A 14,291-nucleotide genomic window follows, 5' to 3' on the forward strand; every position below is an offset into this window, starting at 1 on the left:
AGCGTGTCGTGCTGGGAGACTTACATAGAGAGGCCGTTATCCTATATGTATGTCGTTCGAAGGCCATAAAAATGCAATGGCCTCGTGTAAGTTTGATTGGGAAACCGTGCCGGAAGGGCCGCAAATAGCGCCCTGAAAGCCCCGGAGCCTGCCAAAGGTGCACAATTCCCGTAAATGGGATTGCCAGTGGCTAGTCCGAGTTACGATCTGCGGTGCGGATCAGGAGACAGTTGCATATGGACGCCATCGTAAAGAATTTTCCGCAGACCGCGCTCGATTCCGGCCGCCCGAGCCAGAAGGAAGCGGAGGACGCCGTTCGCACCCTGCTTCGCTGGGCAGGCGACGATCCGTCACGCGAAGGTCTTCTCGACACGCCGGCACGTGTTGCCAAGTCGTATCGCGAACTCTTCGCCGGCTACGACATGGACGCGGAGGATGTTCTCGGCCGTACCTTCGAAGAGGTTGCCGGCTATGACGACATGGTCCTCGTCAGGGATATTCCATTCTTCTCGCATTGTGAGCACCACATGGTGCCTATCATCGGCAAGGCGCACGTTGCCTATATGCCCGACGGCAAGGTGCTTGGGCTTTCCAAGATTGCCCGCGTCGTCGAAATCTTCGGTCGCCGCCTGCAGACACAGGAAACCATGACCGCTCAGATCGCCAGGGCGATCGACGACACGCTGGCGCCACGCGGCGTTGCGGTGCTGATCGAGGCCGAGCATATGTGCATGGCGATGCGCGGCGTGCAAAAGCAAGGCTCGACCACATTGACGACAACCTTTACTGGAACGTTCAAAACTGAGCCGGCTGACCAAGCCCGTTTCATGACGATGGTGCGGAGCCGCTGATCACGGCTTAATTAAGAAAGCCGCGATATGCCCTTTGCCTTCAATGCGCCCTCCGACGACAAATCCGAGCTTGAAGATGCCGGCGATTTCACACCCCGCTTTGACGATCGCGGCCTTATCACCGCGATCGTGACGGATGCGCATGACGGCGAGTTGCTGATGGTGGCGCACATGAACGCACAAGCACTCGCGCTCACCATCCAAACCAAGAAGGCCCATTATTTCAGCCGCTCGCGCGGCAAGCTCTGGATAAAGGGTGAAACGTCGGGGAATATCCAGACGGTCAAGGAAATCCGAACGGACTGTGACCAGGATGCGATCTGGCTGAAGGTTGAGGTCGCCGGACATGACGCCACCTGCCACACCGGCCGTCGCTCCTGCTTCTACCGAACCATCAATCTCGAAGACGGGAAGCCCATGCTTGAGATCGCGGATGACGAATTGCAGTTCGATCCGCATGAAATATACGGAAAAGATCCATAAACGCTGAAAGCTGTCTCTTTTTGAAGCAGAGACTGCGGCCATATACCAATTTGAAAGGGAAACGGGACACTAATATCGGTACCTGAGTGTTCCGCCAGGAGGGAGCAAGCCATGTTGACCTGGAGTTTGAACCGTCAAAGCTCCGAGACAGGCATTTCAGACTCCGGTATCCCTTCACCCCCCGATATGAAAACGCTGCCTCCTCCCCCCGCCCCCAAATTTCCAAAGCTTGCCCTTGCCCTTGGTGGCGGCGCGGCGCGCGGTTGGGCGCATATCGGCGTGCTGCGTGCGCTCGATGAGGCGGGCATCGAGATCGGCATGGTGGCCGGCACGTCGATCGGCGCGCTGGTCGGCGGCTGCTATCTCGCCGGCAAGCTTGACGAACTTGAAAGCTTTGCGCGTTCGCTGACGATGCGCCGTATCGCCAGCCTGCTCGATCTGACGATCGGCGGCAGCGGTCTCTTCGGCGGCATGCGGCTGACGAAGCGCATGCAGGAGCATCTGGAAGGCTTGAACGTCGAGGATCTCGACCGTCCTTTCGTCGCCGTTGCCGCGGAAGTAAACACCGGCCACGAAGTGTGGATCGCAAACGGCTCCCTGATCACGGCACTGCGCGCATCCTATGCGCTGCCGGGCATCTTCGAGCCGATCCGCAGCAACCACCGTACGCTGGTCGATGGGGCGCTCGTCAATCCGGTTCCAGTGTCCGTCTGCCGCGCCTACGAGCAACCCCTCGTCGTCGCAGTCAATCTAAACTATGATATCTACGGCCGTTCAGCCGTCGTCCGGCACAATGCCAGCCTGACGCCGTCGGAAGTCCAGAAGCAGGAACACGCGCCCTACGCCAGGCTCGGAATGACGGGTGTGATGGTGCAGGCGTTCAACATCATCCAGGACAGGATCGCGCGGGCGCGCCTTGCCGGCGATCCGCCCGATATTTCGCTACAGCCGCGCCTTGGCGATATCGGTCTTTCGGAATTTCACCGCGCTGGCGAAGCCATCGAGCGCGGCTACGAAGAAGCCAAGATGAGGCTTCCGGAACTGAAGCGGATGCAGGAATTGTTCGCCGGCTCCAGCTGACGAGCCGGCGTTTTTTCAACCTGCGATGTAAGCCTTGATTTCCTCGGCCTCGCGTTCAACCTCGGCAATGCGCGTCTTGACCACGTCACCGATCGAGATGATGCCGCCAAGCTTGCCGTTGGCTTCGACAGGCACGTGGCGGAAGCGACGGCTGGTCATCAGCTCCATCAGTTCGTTGACCGTCGTCCCTTCGTTGCAGCGATAGACCTTCGAGGTCATCAGCGAGGCAACCGATTGATCGAGACACGCTGCGCCCGCCTTGGCGATGGCATGGACGACGTCACGCTCCGTAAAAATTCCCGAGATCTTGTTTTCCATCCCGACGATGACGATGGCGCCGATCTTCTTTCTGCTGAGAATCACGGCCGCTTCCGAAACGGTCGTGTTCGGGCCAGCAGTGACGACATCCCTGCCCTTTCCATCGAGTATGGCTTTGACTGTATTGGACATTTGAACCTCCTATGTCGAAAGCGAAATACTTCAGCTGATCACAGGCATCCGCGACGGTTTCTCCTCCCAACGCGGATCAGTTCGAATGGTGCACTTCAATCATCAGGATTGCAACATATCCGATTCCTCTGGCAACTCCGGCATCTCGGGCGGGTGTTTGTCGAAGAGATCAAAGAGGAGGAAGCCGAAAACGAAGCCGCCTATATGGGCATCCCAGGCGATCGGCTGAGAGCCGTCGCCCATCAGCGGAACGCCAACTGCAATCAGGATATTGCCGACGAACCAGAACAGCATGAACATCACGACGGTGCGGCTGCGAAACGCCTGCGCGATCGAAAGCCGTGGATTGAGGTGGGCCGGCCTCGGAAGGCGCCGTTCCGGCGGGAATGCAAAGCGGCAGGCCGCCCCCATCAGGCCGGAAATGACGCCAGAGGCTCCGATCAGCACGGTCGGATCGCCCCAGTTCAATCCGGCATGAAGCGCTGCGGAGGCGATTGCCGACAACACCCAGAACAGAAGATAGCGGGGCGTTCCGATCCTGCGGGCAACCGGTGCGCCGAACGCCATCAGCCAGAGGCCGTTGAACAGGATATGTTCGAGGCTGCCATGCAGCAGCGAATAGGTGAGCGGCGTCCATAGCAGCTGCGGCCCCTGCTCGGATAGTGAGGTGGCGTAGCGAAGCGGAATGAAGCCGAAATTGAAAAACATCCAGTCGATGAGGTTTTCGGAAAGCAGGAGCACCTGCACGCCATAGATGGCGGCCAGCAACCCAAGTGATGCCAACACGACGCCGGGAAGATTGAAAACGGGCGTTCTCGGCGGTTTCGCCTGGGGGGCCATGGCCGCTTCCGGCGCGAGCGAATCGTCCATCTCGTCCTCACTTGATAAGGTGACAGGCTTACAGGACGAAGGATCAAAAAAAAAGCCGTTCGGCATTGAGCCGAACGGCTTGCCGAGCGCCCCCGAGAATGACCCCGTGCTCGAGCAATCTGTGCTGAACTTCCCGATCAGGAAGCGATGAGGTGATACTTGCACGGTGGCCGAACCCGCTCAACCGAAACCATTCCTTAACCTTAACCGCCCCCGTCTGGCATGAAATACGCATGGAGCACTGTAAGGCGACCATGACGGCCGCAGCTTGAACCAGAATGAAACAGATCGGTATCCTTATGCGCCTTGCAGCCACCATCGACATCTTCGACTATTGGAACAGGATTCGCGGTGCTGAAATCGCGCCGTTGCGAACTCAGATAGAGCCGAACGTGGTTCGCCATATTCTGGCCAGTCTCTTCATGCTCGAGGTCGACAATTCTGGCCGCGTCACATTTCGCCTTGCGGGCACGCGCATCTGTGATCTGTTCGGCCGTGACCTTGGCGGCTCGAGCCTGTCAGAGCTTTGGGCGCACGGCCACGAGGACATCGAGCGGACCGCCATGGGGGTCATGGAGCACGCGATCCCCACCCTGCTCAACGTGACCGGCTACAGCACCGCCGGCCATCGCACCGGCTTCGAGATCATCCTTCTGCCGCTTCGTTCCAACGAGGGACACTGCGACAAGGTGCTCGGCTCCATTGCGCCGGCAACGGCAGTAAGCTGGCTGGAAATCGTGCCGCTTCAATTCCTGGCGCTCGACCGTAGCCGCCTTGTCTATGAACAATTGGCAAAGCCGCTCGAGGGAGCGGCGGATGCAAACGCGAAGCGTGTGCCGGCGAGCACGCGCGCGCCTTCAATCACCGAGATCCTGACCATGTCCAACCGGCACAACGAGCCGGCCAAGACCGATGGACCATTCCGGCACTCGTGACTGCACGCGAAAATGGCGCCGGTACAACCTTCTGTTAAGGGATTGCGGGTAAAGATCGACGACAAGATATTTATAAAGAAGCCGTATAATGCACGCGTTCCAGCAAGCTCAGACGCAACGGACTGCGCCTCGCCTTGAACAAGGTGCATTTCAGCGCGTTCCCATCAATATGCAGGGCAGGCTGATGCTGGCGAACTACGAGGAATACGAGTGCGTCGTCATCGACATGTCGCCCGGCGATATGTACGTGACCTGCCAGGGTCGTCCTCGCACCGGCGAGCGTGTTGTCGCCTACATCGATCATCTCGGACGCGTCGAAGGTTATGTCCAAGCCGTCGACGCCCGCGGCTTCACGATGTCGATCCACGCGACCGAGCGAAAGCGCGAAAAACTTGCCGCTCAGCTGACGTGGCTTGCAAACAAACATGAACTCGGCCTTCCCGAAGATCGTCGCCACGACCGGCTGATGACGCGAGAATCGCAGACGCAGATCACGCTGGAGGACGGCACGCGCTACAGCTGCCGTATCATGGATTTGTCGCTCTCCGGTGCCGCCGTCGACGTCGAGGTGCGGCCGGCGATCGGCACGGCACTGCGGCTTGGAAACATGCGCGGGCGCGTCGTCCGCCATTTCTCCGAAGGCGTGGCGATCGAGTTCCTCTCGGTACAGTCCCGCGAGACGCTTCGCGAATTTCTATGATTGTCGTCATCCTGATGCCATTGAGCTGATGCATGGGGATCGCCGCTAGAAGGTGGCGCATGTCAGTTCTTTTTCCAGAGATAGAACCCTACGAGCACGGCTCCTCTGTGTTGGTGACGGGCAGCAACTATACTGGGAGGCCTACGGCAATCCGGGAGGGCGGCCGGCGCTTTACCTTCACGGCGGGCCGGGATCTGGCTCCACCCCCTCGGCTGCGCGCTACTTCGATCCTTCCGTTTACCGCATCATCCTGTTCGACCAGCGCAACTGCGGCCGGAGCCTGCCGAATGCGGCCGACATGGAAACCGATCTCGCCGAGAATACGACCTGGCGTCTCGTCGACGATATCGAGAACCTCCGGTGTCACCTTGAGGTGACAGGCTGGGTACTGTTCGGAACCTCCTGGGGATCGACGCTCGCGCTTGCCTACGCGCAGACCCATCCAGCCCGGGTGTCGGCTATCGTACTTGCCGGCATCACCATGACAGGACGCTCGGAGATCGACTGGCTGACACGCGGCATGGCAATACTCTTTCCCGAGGAATGGGGCCGCCTGATCGGTGAACTGCCGGACGATCTCCGGCAAAACGGCATCATCGAAGGCTACCGCAGGCTGCTCAATGCGCCTGACAGGGAAACCCGGCTGAAGGCGGCGCGCGACTGGCATGACTGGGAGGCGGCCCCCATTCTCCTTGCCAATCCCGCCGGATTTCCTCGTCGCTGGAGGGACCCCCGATACCTTCTTGCCCGAGCGCGGATCATCACCCACTACTTCTCCCAGGACGGCTGGCTTGAAGAGGGCGTACTGTTGCGCAATGCCGACAGGATGGAAGCGATCCCGGGCGTCCTGGTCCAAGGGCGGCTCGACCTTGAGGCACCGCCGACGACAGCATGGGAACTGGCGAATGCTTGGCCGGGGAGCGAGCTGGTGATCATCGAAAACGCCGCACACTCGCCGGAAAACGAGGGCATGACGCGTGCGATCATCGACGCAACCAATCGTTTTTTCGAAATTTCCTCAAAATAATCGCAGGCGCAGACGAGCAAAATCGAGCCGGATTCGGCCCGTTTGTCAGCTGAACGCACTGATCCCGCGCGCACGCGGCGCACGACCGACCCCGATCCTATGGTGAAGACAACGTTAGCAGAAACCGCTTACGGGCAGCGATGTTAATCCTTTGCCCCGAAATTGGGCATTTGACACCCTGATAGCTTTTTGGAGACGCTAAAACTTGAATCAAATTTAGCGCGAAAGCATCTCGAATTTTAGGAGAATTCGACTTTGTTTTTAGTCGAATTCAGCGCGCTTTTGAATCAACTAAGCCATTAATTTAACTACGCAATTTTGCGTCAGGTAAAAACACCTATGTCAAGGTTTCCTCACAAACGGGGAGACGACAAATGGCAATAGCGACTTTCATCAAAGGCGGCTTCGCAGCCGGCGTGATGCTGATCGTGATGGCAGGCGCGGGACAGGCGACCTACCTGAACATGACCGTGGCAGGCAATTCGAGCCCACCGATCGGAGCCTATCAGTTCTGCAAGGAAATTCCGGCAGACTGCAGCAATCCTGCCGGCGACCAGGGCGCCCTCCTCCTGACCGAGGAACGCTGGAAGACCATTCTCAAGATCAACTATCAGGTCAATTCGTCCATCACGCCGATGACCGACAAGGAGATCTACGGCGTCGAGGAGCGTTGGGCCTACCCGCGCACCGTCGGCGACTGCGAAGACTACGCACTGCTCAAGCGCAAGATGCTGATCGACGCCGGCTTCTCGCCTTCCGACCTGCTGATGACGGTCGTCCTGCAGCCAAACGGCGAAGGTCATGCCGTGCTGACCGTCCGTACGGACCGTGGAGATTTCATCCTCGACAACATGCGCAACAAGGTGATGCTCTGGGCCGATACCGAATACACCTTCCTCAAGCGCCAGTCGGCGGATGATCCTACGCGCTGGGTCAAACTCCAGGACGGCCGCGCGGTTGCCGTCGGCAGCGTCAAATAACAATCAGTCCGCCGGATAGAACCGGCGGCAATGGCCAGGCGCTCCGGTCCGTCCCCCGCATATCGTCCCGACCGGCGCCCGAGAGCCGCTCCTGCTGTCCCAGGAGCGGCTCACTTTTTACCTGGCATCCTCAATCAGCTTAATGATTAATTAACCAAACCGGCCGGATCATCGGTGCAACACTCATCGACACCGGCGGCTCTTGTTCTTTCCTGCGGCGGCCAGATATCCGAGGGCCGCCATGGACCATTTTGCGCGCGGTGCCGAGAGCATCGCGGAAACGCCGCTTCTGTCGACGGGCTTTCTTGTCCGTGCGACGGCAGTTGTCGCCGTGCTCGCAGCGCTCACGGTGGGAATAAGCATCGGCGGCCGGTGGTTCGGGGCGAGCGTCTCCCTCGCCGGCAATACCGACAGCACAGCGCCGGTCGCGCTGACGATCGGTCGCGATACGCTGCAATTGCCGGAGAACACGCTGCGTTTTCCAAGCCAACGGCACAGCGGAACTTCCGAGCGTGCCGACCTCTACCTCACATGGCCGCAGATGCAGGGATACAGCAAGGATAACCGACAGCGTTTCGACGATGTTGCCCAGTCATCCGATCTCGTTTTTCTGCAGATCACCCAGAGCACTATGTCCCGCGACATGTCGGGCCGCATGGAACCAATCTATTCTCATCTCGTCGAGGGCGCTCCAGAACCGTTTGCGAACGGTATGATGTCGCATCGCCTTCGCCCCGATGCGGGTTACGCCGACGAGGTGCTTTTGACCGCGCAAAGGTCCGATGGGCCGGATTATGTCGTTCGCTGCGTGCTCCCATCAGCGCCAGAGCTGGCGACCAGCGGCGATTGCCAGCGCGATATCAAAGTGGGCCGCGATTTAAGTGTGCTTTACCGCTTCTCGAGTCGGCATTTGCCCGACTGGGACCATATTGATGCCGCTATTCGCCATTTTGTGGAAGCGCGCCTCATGACCCGTTCCGCGACAAGCCCGTAGATTGCTCCGGAATGGCGAAAGAAACGATTAATCATAAACGGATTGGTAACCCCGGGGCGCTAATTTCAAAAGGTTCGATCGTGCGGGAGGGCGCGCGGTCCCGCGATTATGTGAACTGCAAGCGAAGAGTGAAATAGTGTCAAGGTCAGCTTCCCCCGCATCTCCATCCCGTTCCAGCAATTTCTTGATCAAGGCGATCGTGGCGCTGTCAATGGCAGTCGGAATCGTGGCGATCGACTCGGCGAGCGCCGATGCCGAGGCTGCAAATTCAAAATACGCAGGCATCGTTGTTGACGCCAACACGGGCAACGTCCTCTACAGCGAGAATGCCGACCGCTTGCAGTATCCCGCTTCGCTGACAAAGATGATGACGCTATATCTGACCTTTGAAGCGCTGGAACAGGGCCGCATCCATCTCGACACCGCAGTCACCTTTTCAGCTCATGCATCAGGCCAGGCCCCGACCAAGCTTGGCGTGCGCCCGGGCGGTGCAATCTCAGTCGAGCAGGCCATTCTCGGCCTCGTAACATTGTCTGCCAACGATGCCTCGACAGCGCTCGGCGAACTGCTCGGCGGCAGCGAGGACCGTTTCGCGCAGATCATGACCGCCAAGGCACACGCGCTCGGCATGACGCGCACCACCTACCGCAATGCCAACGGTCTGCCGAACACGGCGCAGATGACCACGGCGCGCGACCAGGCTCGCCTTGGAATTGCTCTGCGCCAGCATTTCCCGCAGTACTACGGTTACTTCTCCACCCAGAGCTTCAAGTTCGGCAACCGCATCATCCGTAGCCACAACCGCCTCGTCGGTTCCGTACGCGGCGTCGATGGCATCAAGACCGGCTATACGCGCGCAGCAGGCTTCAACCTCGTCAGCTCTGTCCAGGTCGATGGCAAGTCTATTGTGGGCGTCGTTCTCGGGGGCGCCTCCACCCCGGCGCGCGACAACCAGATGCGCAATCTGATTGCCTCCTATTTCCCGAAGGCATCGAACCGTGGTGGTTCGTCCAACCTGATTGCCCAGGCTCCGAAGATTTCGGCTGAGCCGGTGGTTCCGGTCACGGCTGCCAAAAGTGAAGTTGCCTCGGCAGCGGCCAATGTCGACTTGCCGCACGGCGGCCCGACACCCGATACACGCGCCGATCGCGCTTCCACGCAAGTCGCGGCCTACGCCGCAACGTCCGCGTCGAAATCCGAAAATCCGCTTCTGCAGCAGGACATGCCCACGCCGACCAAGGTCAGGACGCAGCCTATCAAGCAGGCTTCCCTGGTCGTCCCGACGCCGGCCCCTGCCTACGTTCCGCCGGAACAGGGCGACACCTCGGTCGATACGCTGACGACGGCGTCGACGAAGCTACCGCAGCCAAGCGGTTGGGTTGTTCAGATTGGCGTTTCGTCGAGCAGGGAGGGCGCCATGGACCTGCTCGATGGAGCCAAGACCAAGGGTGGCAAGGCGCTGCGTTCGGCCAAGCCTTTCGCCGTCGCCTATGCCGGAAGCTATCGCGCCCGCTTTGGCGGCTTCGATGAACAGCGAGATGCTGTGAACGCCTGCATCGCGCTGAAGCGCGCCGGCGTGAAGTGCTGGGCTTCGGCTCAGTAATGACAGGGACTGTCGCCGGCGCCTTCATGGCGACAGTCCGGAATATGGCCACGATCGGTGTTCGCGATCCGGCCGGAGTTCTTAGACTCGATTTGTATTGCGTACGGGGATGACAATGGCGATCAACGAGAACGTTCCGGAATTTCCATCACAAGGCCAACTCACGGGGAAAAATCCCCGCTCGGTGCTGCATCCGCTTCATGAAGCCGCGCTTCGCCTTGCGGAAATCGGCCTTCAGCGGCAGAAGCCGAAGACGGCAAAGACCAAGGATCTGATCAATCTCCTGCTTTGCCATGGCGCGCGCGCGTGGCGCTATTCGCAGCCCGAAGCGACCATTCATCTGCACGTCACCTGCCCCGGCGGTCGTGCACCGGTGACCCTGCGGCTTCGCTGATCCAGCGTTTAAAGAAGACCCAGCTCCGAAAGCTCGCGGCGCAGATCCGCGGGCATTTCGGCAATACCCTCGCCGAGGCTGTGAAGATCGCGCGGCGCATCTTCCTCCGGATAATAGCGCCACCCCTGGAAAGCGCGCTTCGGCTGCACGGAGGTCTCTATCACCTCCGGGCCGAGCACCAGGTGGCAGCGGCCAATTCCCTCGCCGTCCGTGAATGTCTTGATGTCCAGCAGCTTCTGTCGTGCCTGGACCTGTCCCTTGATGACCCAGTAAAGCGAGCCACCGCCCAACAGCTCCTCGACGCGTTTCGGGACCATTCTCGTGGTGTGGACGGAATGCGGCTCCAGGCCGGCGGCAAGCGCGCGCAGCGAGCGTTCCGCTACCCATTCGCGCAGATCGTCGATCGAGTCGGCGCCTACGCATAGTTTTATCAGATGCAATGCCATGCAGCCGTTGAAATCCTTTTGCCCGGCAGCGTCAAGCGGCTAGCGCGTAGTGGGCGCAGATCTGCAGCGATTTTCGGACTGCACCGTGCTCCTTCGTCCGACGATACGGGGGCATTCAGCCGTCGCGTGTCAACACTCGACCACATTGACGGCGAGGCCGCCCGTCGAGGTTTCCTTGTACTTCTCATTCATATCGTGGCCGGTCTGGCGCATGGTCTCAATGCAGGCGTCGAGCGGGACGAAGTGCTTGCCGTCACCCTTGAGAGCCAACGAGGCTGCCGTGACCGCCTTGACGGCACCGAGCGCGTTGCGCTCGATGCACGGAACCTGCACGAGACCCGCGACGGGATCGCAGCTCATGCCGAGGTGATGTTCGAGTGCGATCTCCGCGGCGTTCTCGATCTGCTCGGGCGAGCCGCCCATGACGGCGGCAAGGCCGGCAGCTGCCATGGCGGCAGCCGAACCGACCTCCCCCTGACAGCCGACCTCGGCACCTGAGATCGAGGCATTGTGCTTGATGATGCCGCCGACGGCCGCAGCTGTCAGCAGGTAGTCGCGGATGCCGTTCTGATCCCAATCGTCGTGGAAATGCTCGTAGTAGCGGATGGTGGCCGGTATGACGCCAGCGGCACCGTTCGTCGGAGCCGTCACGACACGTCCGCCAGCCGCATTCTCTTCGTTGACCGCCATCGCATAGACGCTCAGCCAGTCGTTGGCCAGCAGCGGATTGATGCGGTTGCTGCGCCACTCTTCCTGAAGCTTGTCGTGGATGGCGCGGGCTCGCCGGCGGACGTTGAGGCCACCCGGCATGATGCCGTCGACCTTCAGTCCGCGCTCGATGCAGGAGCGCATGGCCTCCCAAATGCGGTCGAGGCCCGCGTCGAGCTCCTCGCGGCTCCTCTGGCTCTCTTCGTTTGCGCGCTTCATCTGGGCGATGGAAAGCTCCGAGCGCGCCGCCATGTCGAGCATCTGCTTGGCGGTAGAAAACGGATAGGGCACTCTGGCACTATCTGTTGGCGCCTTCTTCTTGGCGCGCATCGTTTCCAGCTCGGTGTCGGTAACGACGAAGCCGCCGCCGACCGAGTAGTAGACTCGCCGCAGCAGCATGCGGCCATCCTTGTCGTATGCGGAAAACGACATGCCGTTCGCATGGCCGGGCAGCGGCTGCTTCTTGTCGAAGACCAGGTCGTTCTTGGGCTGGAACTGATAGCTCGGGTGGTTCGGCGGCGCGATGCGGCCGGAACGCTCGACGCGGTCGATGATGCCGTCCATCTTGTCCGGATCCACGCTATCGGGCTGCTCGCCCATCAAACCCAGAACAACAGCCCTGCCCGTTCCGTGACCGATGCCGGTGTGCGCCAGCGAGCCATGCAGGCTGACCTTGATTGCGGCGACCTGTGCGCCCGACGACGGACGTGGCCATTCGTCCGAAAGTATCAGATCGAGAAAGCGGTTGGCCGCCGTCATCGGGCCCATCGTATGCGAACTGGAGGGGCCGACACCGATCTTGAATACGTCGAAAACGGAAAGGAACATGAGTGCGTCCTGTTGAAATTGGCTAACGAAAGCTACGCCAGAGCCGCCCGCGACCCGTTCGATGCACCGACATAGCATTTCACGCGTGCGACATCATCAAAGTGAAACGCCGGAAGTTCCCAGTTATTGCGGCCGGCGCCGGCATCTGTAGAGTGGCGCCGTTCGAAGGGGAACTGAATCAATATAATGATGACGACAGCGGATTACATCGCACTGGTCTTTTTTGCGATCCTTTGGTTCGGCTACTCACGGCTCCTGCGCGGCGCCAGCCTGTTCGGCAGGACAAGCCTTACCCATGCGATGGGAGAACGGCGGCGCGAGTGGATATACAATTCGCTGCGCCGCGACCTCAAGATGATCGACACGCAGATCATGGCAGGCCTGCAGAATGGCACGGCGTTTTTCGCCTCAACCTCGATCTTCGCGATCGGCAGCTGTTTTGCCCTGCTGGGGGCAACGGAGAAGGTGGATGCCGTCTTCGCCGACCTGCCTTTCGTCTTCCATAGCGGGCATGCCGTGTTCGAGATGAAAGTCGGCGGGCTGGCTGCCTTGTTTGGCTACGCCTTCTTCAAGTTCGGCTGGTCGTATCGGCTGTTCAACTACTGCACCATTCTCTTCGGCTCCATTCCGATGATGCGCGACACCGAGCGCGACGTCATTGCCGCCGAACGCGCCGCCGAGCGCGTTATCCGGATGAACATCATCGCCGGCGGCCATTTCAACGAGGGCCTGCGCGCCATCTTCCTGTCGATCGGCTATCTCGGCTGGTTCATCAATCCCTATGTTTTCATGCTGACGACAACGATCGTGATCGTCGTGCTGACCCGCCGGCAGTTCTTTTCCGAAGCAAGGCTGGCGATCCTGGATACCGGTCCGCCATCAAATCTCCACCTTTATCCTATTGCCCGCGGTGGCCCGCCAGACGACGGCAACGATACATCCGGGGGATTGTAAATGACTGTTCCGGCGACAGAAACGGCGGCGAGTGCCAAGCCGCCTCGCATCGGCTTGCTGGATACGGCCCGCGGCGCGGCGCTGATCGCGATGGCGACCTATCACTTCACCTGGGACCTGGAGTTCATGGGGTATCTCGCCCCGGGAACGGCCGAAACTGGGTGGCTGAAGTTCTACGCCCGCGCCATTGCCTCGACATTCCTCTTCATCGTCGGCGTCAGCCTGGTGCTCGCCAATACGCCGGAGATTCGTTGGCGGCCGTTCTGGAAGCGATTCGCCATGATCGTCGCGGCGGCTTTTGTGATCTCCGTCGCCACTTGGTTCTTCGTGCCGGGCGAATGGATATTCTTCGGCATCCTGCACTGCATCGCGGTCGTCAGTCTGCTGGGCGCCTTTCTGTTGCGGCTTCCTGCGCCGGTGACAGTCACGGTCACCGTACTGGCGACAATCGCCTGGGTCGTCGATACCTGGATCGCGCCGGGCGTCCTGCGCTCGGCGTTCTTCGACCCGCGCTATCTGGCGTGGATCGGATTTGCGGAGATGCCGCAGCGCTCGAACGACTATGTTCCCCTGTTCCCGTGGGCGGTGCCGTTCCTGCTTGGCCTGACGTCGGCAGTGATTGCTGTGAAAACCGAGCTTCCGGCGAGGCTTGCGCGCCTCGGGACGGGTTCAACCCTGCTCGCCAAGGCCGGACGCCACAGTCTGGCCTTCTACCTCCTTCACCAGCCGTTGCTGATTTCGATTGCCTACGGACTGTCGATCATCGTGCCGCCAGCCAAGCCCGATCCGGTCGAGAGTTACCTCAGGCAGTGCAATGTCTCCTGCATGCAACAGGAAGGAGAAGCATTGTGCCGCAGCTTTTGTCAGTGCACGCTGGAAAAGCTGCAGGCACAAAATCTCTTCACGCCGTTCCAAGCCGGTTCCGTCAAGGCGGATGACGGCCGAATCATAGCGCTTGCCGGCGAGTGCAGCGCCAGCGGGCAGTAAA

The 14,291-nt window shown here is 60.2% G+C and carries 15 protein-coding genes and 1 pseudogene; 12 read left to right on the forward strand and 4 right to left on the reverse strand.

The window, feature by feature from the left end:
• Positions 1 to 236 precede the first annotated feature (236 nt).
• The 3 genes from folE to AC1DMK_RS00450 all read left to right on the forward strand — a co-directional run bounded on the left by folE (position 237) and on the right by AC1DMK_RS00450 (position 2,414).
• Positions 237 to 851: a GTP cyclohydrolase I FolE gene (gene folE / locus AC1DMK_RS00440; protein WP_037061665.1), complete on the forward strand. Its 615-nt coding sequence runs from the start codon at positions 237 to 239 to the stop codon at positions 849 to 851.
• Positions 852 to 878: 27 nt separating this feature from the next.
• A complete protein-coding gene (gene hisI / locus AC1DMK_RS00445; protein ID WP_037061664.1) occupies positions 879 to 1,334 on the forward strand; it encodes a phosphoribosyl-AMP cyclohydrolase in 456 nt (151 codons plus the stop codon).
• A 111-nt stretch (positions 1,335 to 1,445) separates the two neighbouring features.
• A complete protein-coding gene (locus tag AC1DMK_RS00450; RefSeq protein ID WP_037061663.1) occupies positions 1,446 to 2,414 on the forward strand; it encodes a patatin-like phospholipase family protein in 969 nt (322 codons plus the stop codon).
• 15 nt (positions 2,415 to 2,429) lie between these two features.
• On the opposite strand, the gene AC1DMK_RS00455 is transcribed toward AC1DMK_RS00450, so the two are convergent.
• Both AC1DMK_RS00455 and AC1DMK_RS00460 read right to left on the reverse strand, forming a co-directional pair.
• Positions 2,430 to 2,864, reverse strand: a complete 435-nt coding sequence (locus tag AC1DMK_RS00455) for a CBS domain-containing protein (protein ID WP_477856538.1) — start codon at positions 2,862 to 2,864, stop codon at positions 2,430 to 2,432.
• 102 nt (positions 2,865 to 2,966) lie between these two features.
• The gene (locus tag AC1DMK_RS00460; RefSeq protein ID WP_477856541.1) at positions 2,967 to 3,734 is read right to left on the reverse strand and encodes a rhomboid family intramembrane serine protease; all 768 of its coding nucleotides are present in this window, start codon (positions 3,732 to 3,734) and stop codon (positions 2,967 to 2,969) included.
• Between the two features lie 278 nt (positions 3,735 to 4,012).
• On the opposite strand from AC1DMK_RS00460, the gene AC1DMK_RS00465 reads away from it, so the two are divergent.
• The 7 genes and pseudogenes from AC1DMK_RS00465 to AC1DMK_RS00495 all read left to right on the forward strand — a co-directional run bounded on the left by AC1DMK_RS00465 (position 4,013) and on the right by AC1DMK_RS00495 (position 10,367).
• Positions 4,013 to 4,669: a PAS domain-containing protein gene (locus AC1DMK_RS00465; RefSeq protein WP_477856543.1), complete on the forward strand. Its 657-nt coding sequence runs from the start codon at positions 4,013 to 4,015 to the stop codon at positions 4,667 to 4,669.
• An 88-nt stretch (positions 4,670 to 4,757) separates the two neighbouring features.
• Entirely contained in the window at positions 4,758 to 5,369 is a 612-nt protein-coding gene (locus AC1DMK_RS00470; RefSeq protein WP_037061654.1) for a PilZ domain-containing protein, read from the forward strand.
• Between the two features lie 59 nt (positions 5,370 to 5,428).
• Positions 5,429 to 6,396, forward strand: a pseudogene (pip, locus tag AC1DMK_RS00475) (prolyl aminopeptidase).
• 374 nt (positions 6,397 to 6,770) lie between these two features.
• The gene (locus AC1DMK_RS00480; RefSeq protein ID WP_037061652.1) at positions 6,771 to 7,376 is read left to right on the forward strand and encodes a transglutaminase-like cysteine peptidase; all 606 of its coding nucleotides are present in this window, start codon (positions 6,771 to 6,773) and stop codon (positions 7,374 to 7,376) included.
• A 241-nt stretch (positions 7,377 to 7,617) separates the two neighbouring features.
• The gene (locus AC1DMK_RS00485; RefSeq protein ID WP_477856547.1) at positions 7,618 to 8,370 is read left to right on the forward strand and encodes a hypothetical protein; all 753 of its coding nucleotides are present in this window, start codon (positions 7,618 to 7,620) and stop codon (positions 8,368 to 8,370) included.
• A gap of 115 nt (positions 8,371 to 8,485) precedes the next feature.
• Positions 8,486 to 9,973, forward strand: a complete 1,488-nt coding sequence (locus AC1DMK_RS00490; protein ID WP_477856887.1) for a serine hydrolase — start codon at positions 8,486 to 8,488, stop codon at positions 9,971 to 9,973.
• Positions 9,974 to 10,088: 115 nt separating this feature from the next.
• A complete protein-coding gene (locus tag AC1DMK_RS00495) occupies positions 10,089 to 10,367 on the forward strand; it encodes a hypothetical protein (RefSeq protein ID WP_037061648.1) in 279 nt (92 codons plus the stop codon).
• An 8-nt stretch (positions 10,368 to 10,375) separates the two neighbouring features.
• Here the strand turns inward: AC1DMK_RS00495 and AC1DMK_RS00500 are convergent, their stop codons facing one another.
• Both AC1DMK_RS00500 and AC1DMK_RS00505 read right to left on the reverse strand, forming a co-directional pair.
• Positions 10,376 to 10,813 carry a DUF1489 family protein gene (locus AC1DMK_RS00500; protein ID WP_477856549.1) on the reverse strand — a complete coding sequence of 146 codons (438 nt, stop codon included), beginning with the start codon at positions 10,811 to 10,813 and terminating at the stop codon, positions 10,376 to 10,378.
• Between the two features lie 129 nt (positions 10,814 to 10,942).
• Complete coding sequence (locus tag AC1DMK_RS00505) at positions 10,943 to 12,349, reverse strand: L-serine ammonia-lyase (protein ID WP_037061644.1); 1,407 nt, start codon at positions 12,347 to 12,349, stop codon at positions 10,943 to 10,945.
• Between the two features lie 189 nt (positions 12,350 to 12,538).
• On the opposite strand from AC1DMK_RS00505, the gene AC1DMK_RS00510 reads away from it, so the two are divergent.
• Complete coding sequence (locus tag AC1DMK_RS00510; protein WP_037061773.1) at positions 12,539 to 13,303, forward strand: DUF599 domain-containing protein; 765 nt, start codon at positions 12,539 to 12,541, stop codon at positions 13,301 to 13,303.
• Entirely contained in the window at positions 13,304 to 14,290 is a 987-nt protein-coding gene (locus AC1DMK_RS00515) for a heparan-alpha-glucosaminide N-acetyltransferase (RefSeq protein WP_477856552.1), read from the forward strand. It abuts the gene before it with no gap.
• The last annotated feature ends 1 nt before the right edge of the window (position 14,291 follow it).

The organism is Rhizobium sp. 05L419 (assembly GCF_056397845.1).